This window comes from Phyllobacterium sp. YR620 (assembly GCF_900104165.1).
In the GTDB taxonomy this organism is placed as follows: Bacteria; Pseudomonadota; Alphaproteobacteria; order Rhizobiales; family Rhizobiaceae; genus Phyllobacterium; species Phyllobacterium pellucidum.
On the sequence record NZ_FNJP01000002.1, the window covers coordinates 705,102 to 724,802 of the forward strand.

Here is a 19,701-nt window from a genome sequence, read left to right on the forward strand (position 1 = left end):
GTGTCTCCGTGATGACAAGGAGACAGGGTTATGACTTACGTAGATTTTGGCATTGTTCAGACAGTAAGGCGTCTGTTGACTGACTTCGCAGCGTATCGCGAGGAACTGCGCACGGAGCGCCATCTCAATTCGCTTCCCGAGCATGTGCTTAAGGATATCGGCTGGCCGGATGCTTATGCAGAGCGTCTTGCACGCCGTGGCGCAATGAGGAATGCAGACGTCGGCACCGACAGTGCCGGCGTCGACCTTCCCCTGCGGCATATTGATTGGACAAGAGCATTCCAGCCCAAAAAGACAAGCAAATCCCGGCGTTTCGGGCTAGAATATTGATTTTTCAGAGCGGCAATGGGAGTGGCGGCATGGAACCGAAGAAGCTGATCGGAATGGTATTTATAGACAAGTTTGCCGATTGGGAATTCGGTCTGCTTTCCGGCTCCGCTACTGAATGGTTCGGCGGGCGCATCGTCGCCCTGTCGCCGTCGCAAGGTCCACTCCGCTCGATCGGTGGACTTAAGCTCATTCCGGATCGGGGTGTTGCGCCGGATGAGAATGCCGATCTCGATGGTCTCGCCATCATCGGCTCGGACCTGTGGCCGGAGGAAGACGCTCCTGACATTTCGCCCCTGTTGAATGCGACTTTGTCGCGGGGCGCCATCGTCGGGGCCATCTGCGGCGGGACGCTGGCGCTCGCCCGCGCGGGCCTGTTCGAAGGCCGACGCCATACCAGTAATGGCGCTGGATGGCTGCAGTCAAGGATCGGCGATTACAAGGGCGCGGAGCATTACCAGGATGTGCCGCATGCAGTGCGCGATGGTCATATCGTCAGCGCATCCGGCGCGGCACCGGGCACCTTTGCCACGAGTTTCCTTGAAGCGCTGATGCCGGAGCAGGCTGGCCAGGTGGCCGAGATGCGTGCGTTCATCGCGCAGGAATACCAGACGGCCTGACATTGGCCGAGTGAGGACGCGTAATATGAAGACGTGGACTGAAAAGCTGAATTCCGAGGATCGGCACGAGGTCAAGCCTTCGCCGATCAGTATTGCCGGCATGAAGGCCGGTGAGATCATGCTCGTGCCAACGGCGCTGGAGATCGATGAGTTCATTCGCGGTCTTCCCGAAGGCGCCGAGATGGATGTGAAGTCCATGCGCCGGGCGATGGCGAAGGCGCATGGTGCGGAGGTTACCTGTCCGATTACCACCGGGTTTCACCTGCGGACGGTGGCGGAAGCTGCCTATGAGGCATATCAGCGAACAGGCGATGTCGAGGCGATCACGCCGTTCTGGCGTGTCGTCAACATCAAGACGCCGACGGTTGCCAAGCTCTCCTTTGGTCCGGCGTTTGTCCTCGAACAGCGCCGGCGGGAAGGATTGAGCGATGCGTAGGGCGGACCGGCTATTCCAGATCGTGCAGAAACTGCGTGGCGGCAGGCTCGTGACAGCGCGCCAGCTCGCTGAGAAACTCGAAGTGTCGGAGCGCACGATCTATCGCGATATTTCCGATCTGCAATCGACCGGCGTTCCGATCGATGGCGAAGCGGGCGTCGGTTACATCCTGCGTGAAGGCTTCGACCTGCCGCCGCTGATGTTCACGCGCGACGAGGTGGTCGCGCTCGTTGCCGGTGCACGGCTCATTACCGCCTGGGGCGGCGCCTCTATGGCACGTGCTGCCGAGGAAGCCATCATCAAGATCGGTGCTGTACTGCCCAAGGAAGAACGCCCGCGGATCGCCAACACACATATCCATGCTTCCGGAACGAGCATTACCGAGAACGACCGGTCGCTGATTGATCTTGCGGAAAACGCCGCCGAACAGTGCCGGGTCCTTTCGATCACCTATACGGACCTTGAAGGCAAGGAAAGCATGCGGGACATCCGGCCGCTGGGGCTGTGGTTCTGGGGCAAGGTGTGGACGCTGATCAGCTGGTGCGAATTGCGCAATGATTTCCGCACGTTCCGCATCGACCGCATTGCCAAGGTCGAGAAGATTGACCGCATTTTCCGGCAGGAGCGCGGCAAGACGCTTGCCGATTTCTATCGCCGGGTTGAACTCAGCGAGACGCCGGAGACACGGGCGAAGGCATCTTAAAAGCTGGCAAGGCATGCCGAATCATGTCTGCGAGCTGGGTTAGGGCCTGGTTTCGAATCCGTCATAATATTTCCCGGCAATAAAAAAGCTCCGCGGACGGAGCTTTTTTTATTTCCTTAAGTCCCCGTCAAGCGACGAGGCAGAGCCTATTCCTCGTCTTCGTCCTGATTGCGGCCCTTGAGGGACGACAGCTTGGCGAAGACCTTGTCGGCGTCGAGTTCTTCGTCCTCGTCGCGAACCTGCGGTTGTACGTCGAGGTTCTCGGTTGCCGAAGCCGGCAGCAAGGTATCACCGCTCTCGACCGGCTGGGCGGGACGGCCGCGCGACGAGCGCTCGACCTCGATGTCGAGATCGATCTGCGAGCAAAGGCCGAGCGTCACCGGGTCCATCGGCTGCAGGTTGTTGGAGTTCCAGTGGGTACGGTTACGAATTTGCTCGATCGTCGATTTTGTCGTGCCGATGAGACGCGAAATCTGTGCGTCCTTCAACTCCGGATGATTGCGGACGAGCCAGAGAATGGCATTTGGGCGATCCTGACGCTTGGAAAGCGGCGTATAGCGCGGGCCCTTGCGCTTGGTCTCGGGAACGCGGACCTTCGGATCGGAAATCTTGAGCTTGTGATTGACGTCGGCCTCGCCACGCGCGATCTCCTCGCGCGAAAGCTGGCCGGTGATCAGCGGGTCGAGGCCCTTGATGCCCTGTGCGGACTCGCCATCGGCGATCGCCTTCACTTCGAGCGGATGCAACTTGCAGAAAGCGGCGATCTGTTCGAAAGAAAGGGCTGTATTGTCGACAAGCCAGACGGCCGTTGCCTTTGGCATAAGAAGCTGGGTGGCCATAGATATAATCCTCTCGTTCGTCCGCTCCGGTGGCGCGGGACGTGGGTTCAACCACAATTTCCGGGAATTCGAGGCGCTATATACCTTCATTTTAACCGATGAGCAAGAATCGGATTCAGCCGCAGGAATCTGCTCCGGAGCCGTTTCATCGAACTGTCATCAAAGTGTCATCGCACTGCAATGCATCTACGCCATCGATCTCCGCAATTACAATCGGAGGTCTACTAATGTCTAACAGGAACACGCTCTACGTCGGGCTTGGCGCGGCACTTCTTGCATCCGTTGCCATGCCTGCGTCTGCCGACCCCATTTTCAACCGGATCGCCAGCTTTGCCGTAGCCGATAATCTGCCGAAGGACGCTGACAAGTCGAAGCCGACTTCTTCCGAGATCATCACCGTTTCCGGTGATGGCAAGACATTGATCTATTCGGATAGCCCTTACGGTTCGATCGGCTTCATCGATATCACCGATCCGGCAAAGCCGCAGGCAGGCGGCATCATCAAGGTAGAGGGTGAGCCGACCTCGGTTGCAGCGCTCGGCGATACGGTCTTTGCCGCGGTCAATACGTCCAAGGACAGGGCCAACCCCTCGGGCCGCCTCGACATCATCGATATCGCGTCACGCAAGGTCGTCTCCAGCTGCGATCTCGGCGGCCAGCCGGACTCGGTTGCGATCTCACCGGACCAGACCTTCGCTGCCATCGTCATCGAAAACGAACGTGACGAAGAGATCAATGAAGGCGCGCTGCCGCAGATGCCATCCGGAAATCTCAAGGTTCTGGCGCTGAAGGACGGCGCGGCGGACTGCGCCGGCATGAAGACTGTTGAACTGATCGGGCTCTCCGAAATCGCACCGCAGGATGCCGAACCCGAGTTCGTCTCGATCAACAAGGACAATTTGATCGCCGTTACGCTGCAGGAAAACAACCATATCGCCATTGTCGATGCGGCAACCGGCAAGATCGTCAACCATTTCTCCGCCGGCACCGTCGATCTCGACAAGATCGACGTGAAGAATGACGGCGCACTCAAATTCGACGGCAGCATGAAGGGCGTGCTGCGCGAGCCCGACACCGTCAAATGGCTGGACAATGACCGCTTTGTCATCGCCAATGAAGGCGATTACAAGGGCGGCTCCCGCAGCTTCAGTATCTTCTCGAAGGACGGCAAGCTGCTTTATGAATCCGGCCCCTCGCTCGAATGGAAGATGGCGGAAGCTGGGCACTACCCCGACAAGCGTAACAAGAAGGGCGTCGAGCTCGAAGGCGCCGAAGTGGGCAAGTTCGGCGACACCAATTATCTTTTCGTCGCCAGCGAGCGCGCTTCGCTCGTCGGCGTCTACAAGGATAATGGCGCGGAGCCGCAATTCGTGCAGCTGCTCCCCTCGGGCATTGGACCTGAAGGCGTTCTGGCCATTCCCTCGCGCAACCTTCTGGTTACAGCCAACGAGAGCGATCTCGTCGAAGATGGCGGCGCGCGCTCACACGTCATGATCTATGAACTCAAGGAACAGCAGCCTAATTATCCGCAGATCGTATCGACCACGAAGGATGACGGCACGCCGCTCGGCTGGGGCGCTCTTTCCGGCCTCGTCGGCGATCTGAAAGAGCCCGGCAAGCTCTACGCTGTCTCCGACTCGTTCTACTACGCTTCCCCCTCGATCTTCACCATCGATGCCAAACAGGCGCCGGCGAAAATCACCGAGGCGCTCACTGTCAAGCGCGGCGGACAGGCGGCGCAGAAGCTCGATATCGAAGGCATCACCACGGACGGTCAGGGTGGCTTCTGGCTCGCCAACGAAGGCGACCAGGCAAAGCTCGTCCCGCATGCGATCCTCAACGTGAACGACAAGGGCGAGATCAAGAAGGAAATCGCCCTTCCGGAAGAACTGCTTCCGAACCAGACGCGTTTTGGCCTTGAAGGCATAACCCGCGTTGGTGAAGGCGATGATGCGGTTCTGTGGATGGCGATTCAGCGCGAGTGGAAGGATGACGAGAAGGGTTTCGTCAAGCTCCTTGCCTATAACGTCAAGGACAAGAGCTGGAGCGCGGTCTCCTATCCGCTCGACAAGACGGAAAATGGCTGGGTCGGCCTCTCGGAGATCACCGCCCATGACGGTCAGCTCTATATCATCGAGCGTGACAACCAGATCGGCCAGAAGGCCGCGGTGAAGCGGCTCTATCGCATCGCGCTCGACGATTTGAAGCCGGCCAAGATCGGCGACAAGCTTCCGGTCGTGACCAAGGTGCTTGCCCACGACTTCATGGACGATCTGAAAGCTTCGAATGGCTATGTCGTTGAGAAGCTTGAAGGTTTCACCATCGATTCCGATGGCAATGGCTATGCCGTTACCGACAATGACGGTGTCGATGGCTCCTCCGGCGAAACCCTGTTTTTCAGCGTCGGCAAGGTGCAGGCGACCAACTGATAACGCCGGGTAGCAATCGACCGGGCCGCAGCCTTACACCTGCGGCCCTATCGCGTTTCTATGTAAACAATAAGAGTTCGTCGTTTAACCGACGTCGAGCACGATCTTGCCGATGTGATGGCCGTCTTCCATGCGCTCATGCGCCCGCCAAGCCTCGTGCAGCGGATAGACCATGTCGATCACCGGCGCAACGCGGCGCTCGACCAGCAGCGGCCAGACCTTGGTCTCAAGCGCCCTTGCGATACCCGCCTTGAACTCCACGGGCCTGTTGCGCAGGGTTGACCCTGTATGCGTGAGGCGTTTCACCATCAGTTTGGAAATGTCGCTCGTCGCCTTGGCTCCATGCAGAAAGGCAATCTGCACAATCCGCCCATCAAGCGCGGCGGCTTCGTAGTTGCGCTCGATGTAATCACCGCCGACCATATCGAGGATGAGATTTGCACCCTTGCCCTCGGTCGCATCCTTGACCGCCTTGACGAAATCTTCCTCGCGATAATTGATGGCATGGCTGGCGCCGAGCTTGAGGCAGGCCTCGCGCTTCTCCTGCGAGCCGACAGAGGTCATGACCGAGGCGCCGAACGCGTGTGCGAGCTGAATGGCTGTCGTGCCGATGCCGGAGGAGCCGCCATGCACGAGGAAGGTTTCGCCTTCCTTCAGCGCGCCGCGTTGGAACACATTGTGCCAGACCGTGAAGTACGTCTCCGGAATGGCGGCCGCCTCGATATAGCCGTAGCCGGCCGGGATCGGCAGCGCGTTGGTTTCGTGCACGCTGCAAAACTCGGCGTAACCGCCGCCGGCAACGAGCGCGGTCACCCGTTCCCCTATTCGAAAGCGGGTAACATTTGCGCCCACAGCGACGATATCGCCGGCAATTTCAAGTCCCGGAATATCGGAAGCGCCGGCCGGAGGCGGGTAGTGACCCTGCCTTTGCAACACGTCCGGACGGTTCACGCCTGCGGCCTTGACCTCGATCAACAACTCGCCCGGACCTGGCTCGGGGACGCCGCGTTTTCCTGCCTTCAGCACCAACGGCCCCCCTGGCTGGGTGATCTCGATTGCCGTCATGGTTGTCGGAATTTTTTCGGCCATGGAGCTGTTCCCTTCGATCGATTCGCCAGAATGATTTGCAATTCCAAGTGGTTGGGCTGTATCTTCGTATATTAGAGCTTATCTTGGAGGAAATGATGTCAGTTTTCGACGAAGAGCCAAGACGCAAGGTCGTTCACGACATAGGGCAGGATCTGTCGCTGCTGTCGGTTTCCGAACTTGACGAGCGGATAGCCCTGCTGCGGACTGAAATCACACGCCTTGAAGAAGAACGTTCCCGCAAGGGCAACAGCAAGGTCGCGGCCGAAGCGCTCTTCCGCTAAGTTTTGATAGTCTCCGGGTAACAAAACAGGGATGCCATGAAGTTACCCTATTGCTCCATGAAACGAACCCGGTGCCGGCGGAGTTAGCGAGTCGGTTCCTCCCTCATTCTCATGCAAGGTCTTGCCGTGTTTCGTTCGTTCATCCAGGTCTTCGCGCTTCTTTGCGGTACATCGTTTCTTGTCATGGCGTCCGGCCTGCACGGCTTGCTCCTGCCACTGCGCGGCGGTGCTGAAGGCTTCTCGACGACCTCGCTCGGCCTCCTCGGGACGGCCTGGGCAGGGGGCTTCATCACATCCTGCCTGCTTGCGCCCCGCCTGGTGCGGCGGGTGGGCCATGTGCGGGCCTTCAGCGCCTTTGCCGCGATCGCGGCAATTGTTGCGCTGTTCACCGGGATCCTTGTCGAACCGATAGCGTGGATCGCCCTGCGCGCCCTGACCGGCTTTGCCATGGCGGGCTCCTACATGGTTATCGAAAGCTGGCTGAACGAGCGGGCGACGAACTCCAATCGCGGCCAGATTTTCGGCCTCTACATGGTAGTCAACTTCGCGTCCATCACTGTTGGCCAGATGATGATCGGCTTTGGCGACGTGCGCTCGGGGACGTTCTTCATGCTGACCGGCATCCTCTTCTGCCTCGCACTGATACCGACCGCCATTTCGACCGCCAGCAGTCCAAAACCGCTGACGGAAGTCCAGCTCGACCTCAGGGCACTCTACCGCAATTCGCCCGTGGCTTTTCTGGGCTGTATCCTCATCGGTGTGGCCAACGGCGCGTTCGGTACGCTCGGTGCGGTCTATGGCGCCTCCACGGGCATTTCGACAACCGAGATCGCCTTGATGATGAGCGCTTCGGTCATGGGCGGCGCCCTGATGCAGATCCCCGTCGGCCGCATGTCCGACCGCACCGACCGGCGCTACGTCCTTGCGATCGTTGGCGGCGCAGCTGCTGTGATCGGTCTTCTGATCTTCCTCATATCGCCGCACAATGCCTACGTTATCCTGATCATGACGGCGATCTATGGGGGGCTTGCCTATGCGCTCTATCCTGTCGCTGTAGCCCATGCCAACGACTTTGCCGACTCGGCAAATTTCGTCAAAGTCACGAGCGGCCTGCTGCTGCTCTACGGCTTTGGCACGATGCTCGGTCCCATCCTCGGCGCCCTTGCCATGGAGAGCATTTCGCCATCGGCGCTCTTCGGCGTCACAGCGCTCGCGCATGTTCTGATCATGACCCATGCGATTATCCGCTCGCGCATGCGCGCGCCCGTGCCGATAGAGCTCAGGGACAATTTCAAAACTGCCGGTGCCGAGCGGGTAACGCCGGAAAGCGTGCGGCTTGACCCGCGCGCCGAAAACCCGGCGGAATAGGCGTTTGCGGGCCTCTGGAGGTTCGCTCGACAACGAAATCCGTTGACAATGCGCTTCGTTTAAACCGACTATTCTACATGGTCGAGACGGATGCCTTTACAGCCATTTCAGATCCCAACCGCCGTTACCTCCTTGAGGAACTTCGCCGCGGGCCAAAAACCGTGAACGAGCTTGCGCTCGGGCTGCCGATCTCGCGGCCAGCGGTTTCCCAGCACCTGAAAGCGCTACTCGATGCGCGCCTCGTCAAGGTGAAATCGGAGGGCACGCGCCGCATCTACGCCGTCGATGACAGCGGTTTCTTTCACTTGAATTTATGGCTCGACCAATTCTGGAGCGGATGAGACGACTCTCATGGGCGGGCAAAGAAAAACCCGGTCCCTGCGTGAAGCGGAGACCGGGCTCTTTTATCGCTGCCATCGCGGCGCTGGGTAGCTGCCGGATGGAATTTCGTGGGACCTTCCTAGTGGTGGGTGACGGCTAATTTCAGCCTTTCGATCTGTTCTTTCAGCATAAGCTTGCGACGCTTCAAATCGCTTATCATCAGGTCGTCGGAGGCGGGACTTAACAACGCATCAGCAATCTGCTTTTCAAGCGCTCCATGCTTACGTTCAAGCGTTTCAAGATGAGACTCAATGGCCATCCGGCTTCTCCCTTGGTTTGTTGCCCAACTCGTACGTGCTCCACTTGCCGCGCGGCAAGTATGTGACAGAGCCGTGACAGTCTGCCACCACTTTAAGCAATTGTCGAATTTGTTTCGTAGGATTTTCTTGTGGTGTAAAATGTGATATGGCGACGTGCTGGCGAGGACAGAATTGCCTGCAACCAGTCACTAGCTTCTATTACAGCGAAATATCGGGAATCACTGCATGTCCGATCAGGATCAGGCTGACATTCGATTGGCAGTCGCAAGATTGAAACAAGAACACATGGACTTCGATGCCGCCATACAAGCAATGATCCAGGTGGGCTGCGACCAGCTTCGCATCCAGCGCATGAAGAAGAAGAAGCTCATCATCAAAGACAAGCTCATCGAGCTCGAAGACAAGATTACCCCCGATATAATTGCCTGATTGCAAGAACGGCAGGCACCTGTCCGCGAGTTAACTTGCGGGGGACAACCTTTTCCTTTAATCCGGCCTACTCCCACACCGCCTCGTATTTCAGAGGATGCTCAATGCCAGATAAACGCGCTGACGTCGCAATCATCATGGGAAGCCAGTCCGACTGGGCCACCATGCGTCACGCCGCCGAAACGCTCAATGCGCTCGGCATTTCCCATGACGACCGGATCGTCTCGGCACACAGGACACCGGACCGTCTCGTCGCCTTTGCCAAAGGCGCGCGCGAGGATGGTTTCAAGGTCATTATTGCGGGCGCCGGCGGCGCTGCACATCTTCCCGGGATGGCAGCCTCGATGACTGCTTTGCCCGTGTTCGGCGTTCCGGTCGAATCGAAGGCTCTGTCGGGGCAGGACTCGCTGCTGTCAATCGTGCAGATGCCTGCAGGTATCCCGGTCGGGACATTGGCGATCGGGCGGGCTGGCGCCGTCAATGCAGCATTGCTGGCCGCGGCGGTCCTGGCGTTGAACGATACAGCACTTGCGGTACGGTTGGATGAATTCCGGCAGGCGCAAAGCGACAAGGTTGCTCTGCGGCCTTCTGACGAGGCATGAGCATGATATCACCAGGTTCGACAATAGGCATTATCGGCGGCGGGCAGCTTGGGCGCATGCTGGCGATGGCGGCGGCGCGGCTTGGCTACCGGACGGTGATCCTGGAACCCCAGGGCGATTGTCCTGCAGGTCAGGTCGCCAACCAGCACATCCTCGCGGCCTATGACGAGCCGAATGCGCTCGAACAACTCGCCGAGGTCAGCGATGTCATTACCTACGAATTTGAGAATGTGCCGGTGGATGCAGCGGAAACGCTGAACGAGACAAAAAGTGTGTTTCCCCCGCCCGAGGCGCTCAAGGTTTCGCAGGACCGCGTGGCGGAAAAGCGCTTTCTTGCCAAGGTCGGCATCCCGACGGCGCAATGGCGCATCGTCGAAGGCGAAGGCGATCTCGAAGCCGCGTTGCTGGCGTTCGATGGCAAGGGCATATTGAAGACACGGCGCTTCGGCTACGACGGCAAGGGCCAAGTCAAGTTCACCGGAGCCAAGGGCGAGAGTGCGAAGGCCGGCTACGCGGCAATCGGCGCGGTGCCCGCCATCCTCGAGGCGATGGTCGATTTCACGCGTGAAATCTCGGTAATCGCCGCGCGCGATCAGGAAGGCAACATCAAGGTCTACGACATCGCCGAGAACGTACATAAAGACGGCATTCTCGCGACTTCGACCGTCCCTGTATCGGTCTCATCCACCATGGCCGGGCTCGCTGCCGATGCCGCGCGCAAGCTGCTGGAAGGCCTGAATTACGTCGGCGTCGTCGGCGTCGAGTTCTTCGTTCTTGCCAACGGCACCCTGCTCGCCAATGAATTTGCCCCGCGCGTGCACAATTCCGGCCATTGGACGGAGGCTGCCTGTGCCGTCTCGCAATTTGAACAGCATATCCGCGCCATCGCCGGCTTGCCGCTCGGCGATACAAGGCGGCATTCCGACTGCGTGATGGAAAATCTGATCGGTGACGATATCGACAAAGTGCCGGAACTCCTCAAGGAGCCCGGTGCAGTCGTGCACGTTTACGGCAAGGCGGAAGCGCGCCCCGGCCGCAAGATGGGCCATGTCACGCGCATCAGCAAAAGACTTTAGCTGGACAAATAAGCGATTGAGCGCGGAATCATGCGATGAATCGCCAGCGGGGAGTTGACATTCGGGGTAATCATTGGCTATTTCCCGGCCACGTGTTTCCGGCGCGCTGCTCAGGCGCGCTTTTTATTGGTGCCCGGTTTCGGGCGTAAAGATACCGGTGCTGAAATGAAGATCAAGAACTCGCTCAAGGCTCTCAAGGCCCGTCATCGTGACAATCAGCTGGTCCGTCGCAAGGGCCGCATCTACATCATCAACAAGACTGCTCCGCGTTTCAAAGCGCGCCAGGGCTGATCGTCCGCGACTCACGCTTATTTGCATTTGACGTTTCGCTGATACGGATTACGATCCGTCTCATGCGGAGCGTCTTTGCGTTTTCAGTTGCAACTTCACTGGCAATATCGCCGGCCCTGGCTTTCGCCGAGGACCAGGCGCCCATCGGACAACAGGCCGCCCTTCCCGATATGACCCAGGCGCAAAAGCGCGCTTTGCGGCTGGATGAACTCTTTGCTTCCTTGAAGCGCGAGAGCAATGAGGTGAAGGCTGCGCGCATTGCCGCGCTGATCCAGATTCAATGGCAAAACTCCGGCAGCGCCACCGTCGACCTCATGATGGGCTGGGCCGCCAAGGCGATGGAAGACAAGAAATACTCGGTCGCCCTCGATTTTCTCGACCAGGTCGTGACGATGAAGCCCGATTTTGCCGAGGGCTGGAACCGGCGCGCAACGCTGCACTTCCTCATGAATGACTATGGCCGTTCCATGGCCGACATACAGAAAACACTGGCGCTTGAGCCGCGGCATTTCGGTGCCATGGCAGGCATGGCCGCTATCCTCAAGGATACGGGGCGCAAGGAAGCCGCCCTCCAGGCTTTCGAACGTGTCCTCACGGTCTATCCGATGATGCGCGAAGCGCAGAAACAGGCCGGGGAACTTGCCGACGAACTCACCGGCCAGCGCACTTGATATCCAGGCGATTTGGGCTGGCGGATGCCGGCATGGCACAAATGCAATGTGGTTCGAACCCGCAGGCCGAACCACATCAATTCAAGTTCAATATGCCTGATTTAGATGCCGGTCAGGCCGTCCGAACCGATATAGGCGATGCGCAGCATATTGGTCGAGCCCGGCGTGCGCAGTGGCACACCTGCCGAAATGATCACCCGGTCGCCCGGATTGCCGAACTCTTCCTGATAGGCAATGTGGCAGGCGCGATCGACCATGTCGTCGAGATCGGACGCATCCTCCGTCACGACGCAGTGCAGGCCCCAGACCAGCGACAGCTTGCGGGCCGTCTCCACCACGGGCGAAAGCGCGATGATCGGCAGCAGCGGGCGCTCACGCGCAGCGCGCAGGCCGGTCGTGCCGGACGCCGTGTAGGTGACGATGGCAGAAAGGTTCAGCGTCTCGGCGATCTGGCGGGCGGCGAGCGAGATTGCATCGGCGCCGGTTGCATTGGGCTCCGGGCGCTGGGCATGGATGATACCCGGATAGTTCGGGTCGCGCTCTACCTCTTCGGCGACGCGCGCCATCGTCGAGACCGCTTCGATCGGATAATCGCCGGCGGCAGATTCGGCCGAAAGCATCACCGCATCCGCGCCCTCGAAAACGGCGGTAGCGACGTCGGACACTTCAGCGCGGGTCGGGACCGGGGCCGTGATCATCGATTCCAGCATCTGGGTCGCGACGACGACAGGCTTGCCCGCACGCCGGCAGGCACGAATGATCTGCTTCTGGATACCGGGAACCGATTCGAGGGGCATCTCGACGCCGAGATCGCCGCGGGCGACCATCAGCGCGTCGGAAAGCTCGATGATTTCATCGAGCCGCGCCACGGCCTGCGGCTTTTCGATCTTGGAGAGGAGAGCAACGCGGCCACGCGAGATCTTGCGCACTTCTGCAAGATCCTCGGGCCGCTGGATAAAGGAGAGGGCGACCCAGTCGATTTCTTCCTGGAGGACCGCATCGAGATCGCGCCGGTCCTTCTCGGTCAGCGCACCGACACCGAGCGTCGTATCGGGCAGGCTGACGCCTTTCTTGTCGGAAATCTTGGTGCCCGAAACGACGCGGCAGCGGATCGACTTGCCGTCCGATGCCTCGGCGACTAGCGCCAGCTTGCCATCGTCGATGAGCAGGCGATGGCCGGGCTCGACGGCCTCGAGAATCTCGGGATGCGGCAAGAACACGCGGGTGTTGTCGCCGGGCGTATCGTTGCTATCGAGCGTGAAGGTCTGGCCCGGCGTAAGATCGACCTTGCCGTCCGCGAACTTGCCGACACGCAGCTTCGGGCCCTGGAGGTCGGCGAGAATGCCGATCGGGCGGCCGAGGTCTTTCTCGACGCGGCGGATGCGGCGCACGAGCTCACGCATCAGATCGTGGCTGGCATGGCTCATGTTGATGCGGAATACGTCAGCACCCGCTTCGAACAATTTGCGGATCATGGCTTCTTCGGAAGAAGCGGGTCCGAGGGTGGCTAGAATCTTGACCTTGCGGCGACGTCTCATTGAGGAGGGGTATCCGTTACGATTGGAGAGGAGGGAGGATTCTCTTCGGTAAGCTGGACCATCCAGCTCGTCTGCTCGCCGGTATCATACTCCTGAAATCCCGCGCGCTGAAATCCGCGGGCAAAACAGTCATTGATGCCGGTGATCTTAAACTGGTTTTCCGCGACACACATGTTGATCTTGCCGTCCCAGCGGCCGCCGCTCTGGGCGTCTTCCGCATAGAGATAATAGTAGCGCGATGTCAGTGGTCCGACGACGAGGGTCGTGCAGGACGAGGCGTTGACATGCCACCAGCCTTCGGTGATCCAGCCCGTCTTGGCGCGATAGCCGAGCGCGACGCCGACAAGATTTTGTGTGGTGTTGCACACGCGAAAATCAGCGTGCGCCTTCTCCGGAGCCGCAAAACTGGCTGCTAGAAATATGAATAAAAAAGCCGCTAGAAAGCTGCCCAGGCGTGTCCGCCGATGCTGATCGGGGTGGAATTCAATGCCCTCACGCAATATTGCCTCCGTCCGTCTTCGAACCTCTTTTCGGCAGTTTCATGGGCATTGTCAACGCGCTAATCGTTTGAATGGCAAGTTCAGCGACGAGTGCGACAAAAGAATGATCATTGCCGTGAAAGAGCAGGGCAAAGGCGGCGAAACAAGCGCGGTTTCGCTTGAAAGAGCTTAACGCTGGCGGGGGCGGTCAAACTGGCGGCGACATGGACGGCCACACGTTCTCTTGGTCGATCAGCATATCAGGTCGACCAGCGCATCAGATTGAATCAGTCTGTTAATACGGGCGGATCGTTCGAAAGTGCGCATATTCGTTGCAAAGCGTTCCAGCCCGTGGAAAACAGGAAGTTGTCATCCCCAAGCAGCGAGCACCGCGAATGCCGTTTTCACCTCTTCATCTGGTTGATGGCGATAGGGCCAGGGGCCTTCTCTTGCTTGCCGATCACGCGCGCCGCGATTTGCCTCAGGCGTATGGTTCGCTTGGCCTGCCGCCGTCAGAATTCGAGCGTCACATCGCCTATGATATCGGCGTCGAGCATTTGACGCGGCGGCTCGCGGCGATGCTCGGGGTACCCGCGGTCCTTGGCGGCTTCTCGCGGCTTTTGATCGATCCCAATCGCGGCGAGGACGACCCCACGCTGATCATGCGCTTGTCCGATGGCGCGATCATTCCGGGCAACAATCCCATGCCGCCGGAGGAGCGCGCGAGGCGGATCGAGGGCTATTACCGGCCTTATCACACGGCGGTTTCACAAGCGATCGAAGCGGTGGCCAAGGCGAGCGGCAAGGCGCCGCTCGTTATTTCCATCCATTCGTTCACGGCCTTCTGGAAGGCGACGCCGCGTCCCTGGCATGCCGGCATTCTCTGGGACAAGGACTGGCGCGCGGTCCGCCCGCTGATCGAAGGTCTCAGAGCCGATCCGCAACTCGTCGTAGGCGACAATGAGCCCTATGACGGAGCGCTCCGCAATGACACGATGTTCCAACATTGCATCGTGACGGGCCTCGCTCACGCATTGATCGAAGTGCGACAGGATCTCATCGCCGAGGAAGCAGGGGTCGAACAATGGGCCAACCGGCTTGCGCCGATCCTTGACGCCATCAATGCCGACCCCGATATGCATGTGGTCAGGCATTTCGGTTCGCGAACCGGGCCCATTGCCGGATCGCCTGATGAGACATCGAACTGAATCGAGCGGAGATCGGATCATGACCAAGCTTACGAACGAGCAACAGACGGCTTTCGAAGCCGCCGCCTTCCGCAAGTTGGTCGAGCACCTGCGCGAACGCAGTGACGTGCAGAATATCGACTTGATGAACCTTGCCGGCTTCTGCCGCAACTGCCTGTCGAATTGGTACAGGGATGCCGCCGAGGGCGACGGCGTTTCGATGTCGAAAGAAGAATCGCGCGAGATCATTTATGGCGAGCCCTATGCGCAGTGGCAGGCCAGGAACCAGCGTGAAGCGAGCGAGGCACAAAAGGCTGCCTTCGAGGCGAACAAACCATCGCATTGAGCCAAGCCCCGGCGGGCCCTCCTCCAATTCAAATGCATCCAAGCCTACTCTTAACTTGACTCGTGATGGGCTGGTCGGGCATCGGAACCCTTCGCGCGGCCAACCGAGTCGCACAGGATTTAGGAGCGGAGTATGAGCATGGATGATCTGGCAGCGCAGGGTGGTGTCGAAGGCGTAGCAGCAGCGGAACTGCGGCAGTTCATCGAGCGCATCGAACGGCTCGAAGAAGAAAAGACGACCCTTCAGGACGACATCAAGGAAGTGATGGCCGAGGCCAAGGGCCGCGGCTACGACACCAAGATCATCCGCACGATCGTGCGGCTTCGCAAGAAGGATGCCAATGAGCGCAAGGAAGAAGAGGCTATCCTCGAACTCTACATGAACGCGCTCGGCATGGAATAACGCAGGAACAGGATAATCCGCAGGAGGTTATCGACCCCATCCTGCGGATTGTTACTGCTTGCTGCTCAGCGCCGTTTTTATGCCGGCAACTCGAAATCGGTCGAGACGGATACTTCGCGCCAGTTGGCGACGAGCTCCGCATCGGATGTGTGCTTGGCCGAGATCGCAGCCAAGGTGTCGCTGCCGAGCGGCAGGCGAACCGGCGGATTTTCTGCATCGACGAATGCAACCACCACCTCCGCGAGCTTGTCGGGATTGCCGGGCTGGTTGTGACTGATGTCCCTGGCCTTGCTGCGGACAGCTCCAGCGGTCAGCGCGTAGTCGTCAATCTCGATCGGGCTGACACTCAGCGAGGTAGAATCGAGAAAGTCGGTACGGAAATATCCCGGTTCGATCGCCGTAACGTGGATGCCGAGCGGGCTCAGTTCTTCGGCAAGAGCCTCGGTAAGGCCTTCCACGGCGAATTTCGTTGAACAATAGACGCCGAAGCCCGCGCCGCTGCGATAGCCTCCGACCGAAGAGAAGTTGAGGATGCGTCCTGATCTCTGGCGGCGCATATGCGGAAGCACCGCGCGGGTCACGGCCAACAGTCCGAAGACGTTGGTGCGATAAAGCGCCTCAACCTCTGCGCTGCTTGCCTCTTCCACCGCGCCAAGCAGGCCGTAGCCCGCATTGTTGACGAGCACATCGATGCGCCCGAAGCGGGCGATTGCCTCCTTGACCGCCTGATGCGCCTGTGTCTCGTCAGTGACGTCGAGAGCAATAGCGAGAAGGTTGGATCGCTCGCCGAAGCGGTCGGTGATCGCCTTGGGATTGCGTGCCGAAGCAACGACTTGGTCACCCTTGGCAAGGGCCTTTTCAACGATGAGAGCACCAAAACCACGCGATGCCCCGGTAACGAACCATGTATGCATTTGAACCTCCTGTTGCTAAGCTGTAGGAGATATCTAGCGCGAAGCGGCTGTTGAGATAATCCACTGGATTCTCTTTGCGTTGATGAGTAAAATTCAACAATGCGAAGAGTATCATCCTCCGACCTTGCGCCATTTCTGGTTCTTGCGCGGCATCGCAGTTTCCGTCGCGCCGCTGACGAGATCGGATGCACGACGTCAGCCTTAAGCCACGCCCTGAAGGCGCTGGAGGAGAGATTGGACCTCCGGCTCTTCAACCGTACGACACGCAGCGTCGCCTTGACCGAAGCCGGAGAACGTCTGCTTGGACGGGTAGCGCCGGCGTTTCGCGATATCGACGATGCACTGGATGACCTCAATGAGCTGCGCGGCGCACCGATCGGACGGCTGCGCTTCAATACGGCGCATGTCTCGGCAAAGATGGTGCTTCTCCCCGTTGTCGCCCGTTTCCTGGAGGCTCACCCGAAGATCAGCGTCGAAATCGCCGTCGCCAACGATCTGGTGGACATGGTGTCGGAGGGGTTCGATGCCGGGATTCGTTTCGGCGAGGTGATTGCGCAAGACATGATTGCGGTGCCGATCGGTCCGCGCCAGCGCACGGCCATCGTGGCGTCCCCAGCGTTCTTCGATGCCCATGCCAAGCCGACGACGCCAGAGCATTTGCAACGTCTTCCCTGCGTTGGATTGCGCTTCGGCAGCGGCCGCCTTTATGCGTGGGAATTCGAGCGTGGCGGCGTGGAGTTAAGCGTCGAGGTCGATGGACCGCTCATCGTCGATGATCAGGACATAATGATCGAGGCTGCGCTTCTCGGCGTAGGCGTCGCCTATGCCTTCGAGAGCCAGGCGATCGCGCATATCGAAGCGGGGAGGCTCGTCCGGGTGCTCGAGGACTGGTGTCCCTACTATGGCGGCCTTTATCTTTACTACCCGAGCCGGAGGCAGATGCCCGCTGCGCTTCGCGCGTTCGTTGACTTCGTCAAGGCGTCGGGTACCGCGCTCAGCGCTTGAGATATTTTGCACTTAGCAGAAAGAGGGGAACCGACGCCGCCCAGAAAACGGCGCCTTCCACGGCCCTGTATGAGGCTACGCCGACAATTCCACCGAGCAGGAATGATGCGATTGTTGCCGAGTGCAGTTTCAGTCGTTGAATGGTCGTATTGCGGGCATCAGGGCTGTGAGATCGCCACAGCGTCGCAAGCCCAACGCCAATATCCGTTGCTACACCTGAAACATGCGTTGTTCGGACCCGCCCCGTGGAAATGCGGGTTGAAGCAGCGTTCTGAATGCCCATGGTAAAGCTGAGCATTCCAACGATCAATGTTCCCCTTGTGGGACCGGACCCGTGAATATCGAGGGCGCCGACAATGAGGAGCAGGCAAGCTTCTGCCAGGAGTGTAAGCGCATAAACCTTCTGCCAGTTATTGTGTTTGCCGAGCTGGATGAACAGGGAAGCGGCAAACGCCCCAAGGATGAAGAGCACAACGATGGAGGCGAAGGCTGTCGCGATGACAACTTGTCCGAGCGATATATGGTCGGAGATCAGGGAAACGTTGCCTGTCATGTTCGCGGAGAAATAGCCGAAGGCAAAATAGCCCGCGCTGTTCACCGCTCCAGCCACAAACGACAATATAGCTGCGAGGGTGAGGTCAATTCGAGATGTGCGATGGTCGCCCTCTTTGATCAGCATTGCCCCACCCGTTGGAGATTTGTAATTGTTGGCCAAGTCAATCTTGAGTCTCAGCACCAATCAAGGCCCCGTTGCCCGGTCATTGCCGATCTAGGGCAGAACATTAATCGCTCGGGCGGCGACAATGACGAGCGTCAAAAGTGAAATTGTGCTCTCCACCATCATGAGCGACTTGGCGCGGCGCGTAAGCGGCAGGACATCGGTGGGGCTGAAGGCGGTCGCCGTATTGAACCCAAGAAACAGGTAATCGAGGAACAATGGCCTCCAGTCAGGCGGTGCGAGTTCAGGCGCCGTCGCCTGCGGAAACAACCAGTCGGGCTTGGTGCTTGCATTGCTGATCCGCGCGCTTGGCCCGCCGCGATCGATTTGCCAGTACAACAGGGAAAAGGTCAAAACATTCGTTACCCAGATCGCGAGGGACGACGAGAGCAGCGAGACCGCTCGTGTCTCTGGTGGATGAATCGTTATGATCCCAATCATATCGGCAAGTTCCGCCGCCGTGTTGGCCGCGTAGACCGCTGCAAGCAGCATGATTGCAATCCGTTCCGCTTTTACCCAAAACGTGCTGCCGGTCAGCGTGACGGCCGCCATCGGGACTAGCACCACGAGGACGACGACGTAGGAAATCCAAACCGGCATCACGTGCACATGATGGGGAAGAACTGCGAGCAGGCCAAACACGGCCAGAATGGCCAGCGCGGGAATCCATCGTGGTTCGTCACGAACGTTTGTTGACATTGCACGCCCGCCCCCCATCGGCTCAGCAATCGTCCCTGCAGCGTAGTCTTGATAGCCGGACGCCACAAGGGCGCGCCCTTCGTAGGGTTCAATCCAACCCGCGAAGCAGTTTGCCGAACGTGTCGTTCAGTGGCATCTTCGGCGCGACAAGATCCGCTCTGCAACAAAGGCAGCCCGAGAAATGCCCGTAGACGTCGACCAACTTTCAGCCATGATCTCTCATGCCGTTGCTCCTGTATTCCTGCTGGCAGCCATCGCGGCGCTGGTATCCATCCTGATCAACCGTATGACGGGCGTGACCGACCGCATCAGAAGTCTCAATCAGATCGCCGACGATGATACGAGCCGCAAGTGGCTCAAGGCGGACATAGCGCGGCTGAAGCGGCGCGAAGTCCTGTTGAATCAGGCCCTGCAATTGGCCGTCATCGGCGCAATCGGCATTGCCATCCTCTTGCTGGTCGGGTTCGTGGTGGCATTCCTCGGCTATCGCCACGAACCGGGCGCAGGCGCGCTTTTCGTCATATCGCTATGCTTGCTGGTCGGTTGCCTCGTTCGTTTCCTGCAGGATGTGCGTATCTCGCTGAGCGAACACGATCACCACCTCTGACTGT

Annotated in this window: 25 protein-coding genes and 1 pseudogene; 18 read left to right on the plus strand and 8 right to left on the minus strand. The window is 59.1% G+C overall.

The features are described 5' to 3' along the window. The first annotated feature begins 30 nt into the window (after positions 1–30). Genes BLR72_RS22695 through BLR72_RS10215 form a run of 4 tightly spaced genes read left to right on the plus strand, consistent with a single transcriptional unit; the run spans position 31 to position 2,086 of the window. On the plus strand, positions 31–330 hold the full coding sequence (locus BLR72_RS22695) for a DUF1127 domain-containing protein (protein WP_113281490.1): 300 nt from the start codon (positions 31–33) through the stop codon (positions 328–330). A 29-nt stretch (positions 331–359) separates the two neighbouring features. Next, positions 360–947, plus strand: a complete 588-nt coding sequence (locus BLR72_RS10205; RefSeq protein WP_091947928.1) for a DJ-1/PfpI family protein — start codon at positions 360–362, stop codon at positions 945–947. A gap of 25 nt (positions 948–972) precedes the next feature. Next, positions 973–1,383: a hypothetical protein gene (locus BLR72_RS10210; RefSeq protein WP_091947931.1), complete on the plus strand. Its 411-nt coding sequence runs from the start codon at positions 973–975 to the stop codon at positions 1,381–1,383. Continuing rightward, a complete protein-coding gene (locus BLR72_RS10215; RefSeq protein ID WP_027231178.1) occupies positions 1,376–2,086 on the plus strand; it encodes a helix-turn-helix transcriptional regulator in 711 nt (236 codons plus the stop codon). Before BLR72_RS10210 ends, BLR72_RS10215 begins: the two co-directional genes overlap by 8 nt. A gap of 146 nt (positions 2,087–2,232) precedes the next feature. Here the strand turns inward: BLR72_RS10215 and BLR72_RS10220 are convergent, their stop codons facing one another. Continuing rightward, positions 2,233–2,925, minus strand: a complete 693-nt coding sequence (locus BLR72_RS10220; RefSeq protein WP_027231179.1) for a DUF1013 domain-containing protein — start codon at positions 2,923–2,925, stop codon at positions 2,233–2,235. 227 nt (positions 2,926–3,152) lie between these two features. Between BLR72_RS10220 and BLR72_RS10225 the strand changes: the two genes are divergently transcribed. Then, positions 3,153–5,354, plus strand: coding sequence for an esterase-like activity of phytase family protein (locus tag BLR72_RS10225; RefSeq protein WP_091947934.1), 2,202 nt, complete (start codon positions 3,153–3,155; stop codon positions 5,352–5,354). An 84-nt stretch (positions 5,355–5,438) separates the two neighbouring features. On the opposite strand, the gene BLR72_RS10230 is transcribed toward BLR72_RS10225, so the two are convergent. After that, positions 5,439–6,443: an NAD(P)H-quinone oxidoreductase gene (locus BLR72_RS10230; RefSeq protein ID WP_091947937.1), complete on the minus strand. Its 1,005-nt coding sequence runs from the start codon at positions 6,441–6,443 to the stop codon at positions 5,439–5,441. Positions 6,444–6,538: 95 nt separating this feature from the next. Between BLR72_RS10230 and BLR72_RS10235 the strand changes: the two genes are divergently transcribed. The 3 genes from BLR72_RS10235 (at position 6,539) to BLR72_RS10245 (ending at position 8,433) form a co-directional block, all read left to right on the plus strand. Further along, positions 6,539–6,724 (plus strand): DUF1192 domain-containing protein, encoded by a 186-nt coding sequence (locus BLR72_RS10235; RefSeq protein ID WP_027231182.1) that lies wholly within the window; start codon positions 6,539–6,541, stop codon positions 6,722–6,724. A gap of 111 nt (positions 6,725–6,835) precedes the next feature. Next, on the plus strand, positions 6,836–8,092 hold the full coding sequence (locus BLR72_RS10240; RefSeq protein ID WP_091947940.1) for an MFS transporter: 1,257 nt from the start codon (positions 6,836–6,838) through the stop codon (positions 8,090–8,092). Positions 8,093–8,169: 77 nt separating this feature from the next. Continuing rightward, positions 8,170–8,433, plus strand: a complete 264-nt coding sequence (locus BLR72_RS10245) for an ArsR/SmtB family transcription factor (RefSeq protein WP_027231184.1) — start codon at positions 8,170–8,172, stop codon at positions 8,431–8,433. 119 nt (positions 8,434–8,552) lie between these two features. Here the strand turns inward: BLR72_RS10245 and BLR72_RS10250 are convergent, their stop codons facing one another. Continuing rightward, positions 8,553–8,732, minus strand: a complete 180-nt coding sequence (locus BLR72_RS10250; RefSeq protein ID WP_027231185.1) for a YdcH family protein — start codon at positions 8,730–8,732, stop codon at positions 8,553–8,555. A gap of 226 nt (positions 8,733–8,958) precedes the next feature. On the opposite strand from BLR72_RS10250, the gene BLR72_RS10255 reads away from it, so the two are divergent. The 5 genes from BLR72_RS10255 to BLR72_RS10275 all read left to right on the plus strand — a co-directional run bounded on the left by BLR72_RS10255 (position 8,959) and on the right by BLR72_RS10275 (position 11,802). Further along, positions 8,959–9,162, plus strand: a complete 204-nt coding sequence (locus tag BLR72_RS10255; protein WP_027231186.1) for a YdcH family protein — start codon at positions 8,959–8,961, stop codon at positions 9,160–9,162. Between the two features lie 104 nt (positions 9,163–9,266). Then, positions 9,267–9,764 carry a 5-(carboxyamino)imidazole ribonucleotide mutase gene (purE, locus tag BLR72_RS10260; RefSeq protein ID WP_091947943.1) on the plus strand — a complete coding sequence of 166 codons (498 nt, stop codon included), beginning with the start codon at positions 9,267–9,269 and terminating at the stop codon, positions 9,762–9,764. Then, a complete protein-coding gene (locus tag BLR72_RS10265) occupies positions 9,761–10,840 on the plus strand; it encodes a 5-(carboxyamino)imidazole ribonucleotide synthase (RefSeq protein ID WP_091947946.1) in 1,080 nt (359 codons plus the stop codon). The genes purE and BLR72_RS10265 overlap by 4 nt, the downstream gene beginning before the upstream one ends. Before the next feature lie 165 nt (positions 10,841–11,005). Beyond that, positions 11,006–11,131, plus strand: coding sequence for a type B 50S ribosomal protein L36 (gene ykgO, locus BLR72_RS10270; protein ID WP_027231189.1), 126 nt, complete (start codon positions 11,006–11,008; stop codon positions 11,129–11,131). A 62-nt stretch (positions 11,132–11,193) separates the two neighbouring features. Next, positions 11,194–11,802 carry a tetratricopeptide repeat protein gene (locus BLR72_RS10275; RefSeq protein ID WP_091947949.1) on the plus strand — a complete coding sequence of 203 codons (609 nt, stop codon included), beginning with the start codon at positions 11,194–11,196 and terminating at the stop codon, positions 11,800–11,802. 101 nt (positions 11,803–11,903) lie between these two features. On the opposite strand, the gene pyk is transcribed toward BLR72_RS10275, so the two are convergent. After that, positions 11,904–13,340: a pyruvate kinase gene (gene pyk / locus BLR72_RS10280; protein WP_027231191.1), complete on the minus strand. Its 1,437-nt coding sequence runs from the start codon at positions 13,338–13,340 to the stop codon at positions 11,904–11,906. Continuing rightward, positions 13,337–13,729 (minus strand): annotated as a pseudogene (locus BLR72_RS10285) (DUF1036 domain-containing protein); the annotation flags it as partial. The pseudogene BLR72_RS10285 and the gene pyk, both read right to left, overlap by 4 nt. A gap of 485 nt (positions 13,730–14,214) precedes the next feature. On the opposite strand from BLR72_RS10285, the gene BLR72_RS10290 reads away from it, so the two are divergent. From BLR72_RS10290 to BLR72_RS10300, 3 genes are all read left to right on the plus strand, one after another. Continuing rightward, complete coding sequence (locus BLR72_RS10290; RefSeq protein WP_091921052.1) at positions 14,215–15,027, plus strand: N-formylglutamate amidohydrolase; 813 nt, start codon at positions 14,215–14,217, stop codon at positions 15,025–15,027. A 19-nt stretch (positions 15,028–15,046) separates the two neighbouring features. Further along, positions 15,047–15,352, plus strand: a complete 306-nt coding sequence (locus BLR72_RS10295) for a DUF1244 domain-containing protein (RefSeq protein WP_027231194.1) — start codon at positions 15,047–15,049, stop codon at positions 15,350–15,352. A gap of 138 nt (positions 15,353–15,490) precedes the next feature. Next, positions 15,491–15,754 carry a DUF2312 domain-containing protein gene (locus BLR72_RS10300; RefSeq protein ID WP_027231195.1) on the plus strand — a complete coding sequence of 88 codons (264 nt, stop codon included), beginning with the start codon at positions 15,491–15,493 and terminating at the stop codon, positions 15,752–15,754. Positions 15,755–15,831: 77 nt separating this feature from the next. Here the strand turns inward: BLR72_RS10300 and BLR72_RS10305 are convergent, their stop codons facing one another. Continuing rightward, positions 15,832–16,668 (minus strand): oxidoreductase, encoded by an 837-nt coding sequence (locus tag BLR72_RS10305; protein WP_091947952.1) that lies wholly within the window; start codon positions 16,666–16,668, stop codon positions 15,832–15,834. A 99-nt stretch (positions 16,669–16,767) separates the two neighbouring features. Between BLR72_RS10305 and BLR72_RS10310 the strand changes: the two genes are divergently transcribed. Continuing rightward, complete coding sequence (locus BLR72_RS10310) at positions 16,768–17,673, plus strand: LysR family transcriptional regulator (protein ID WP_091947954.1); 906 nt, start codon at positions 16,768–16,770, stop codon at positions 17,671–17,673. Here BLR72_RS10310 and BLR72_RS10315 read toward each other — a convergent pair. Together BLR72_RS10315 and BLR72_RS10320 are read right to left on the minus strand one after the other, a co-directional pair. Next, positions 17,663–18,352, minus strand: coding sequence for a YoaK family protein (locus tag BLR72_RS10315; RefSeq protein WP_139202513.1), 690 nt, complete (start codon positions 18,350–18,352; stop codon positions 17,663–17,665). The genes BLR72_RS10310 and BLR72_RS10315 overlap by 11 nt on opposite strands. 90 nt (positions 18,353–18,442) lie before the next feature. Next, positions 18,443–19,090, minus strand: coding sequence for a hypothetical protein (locus tag BLR72_RS10320; RefSeq protein WP_091947957.1), 648 nt, complete (start codon positions 19,088–19,090; stop codon positions 18,443–18,445). A gap of 181 nt (positions 19,091–19,271) precedes the next feature. On the opposite strand from BLR72_RS10320, the gene BLR72_RS10325 reads away from it, so the two are divergent. Continuing rightward, positions 19,272–19,697: a DUF2721 domain-containing protein gene (locus BLR72_RS10325; protein ID WP_091947960.1), complete on the plus strand. Its 426-nt coding sequence runs from the start codon at positions 19,272–19,274 to the stop codon at positions 19,695–19,697. The last annotated feature ends 4 nt before the right edge of the window (positions 19,698–19,701 follow it).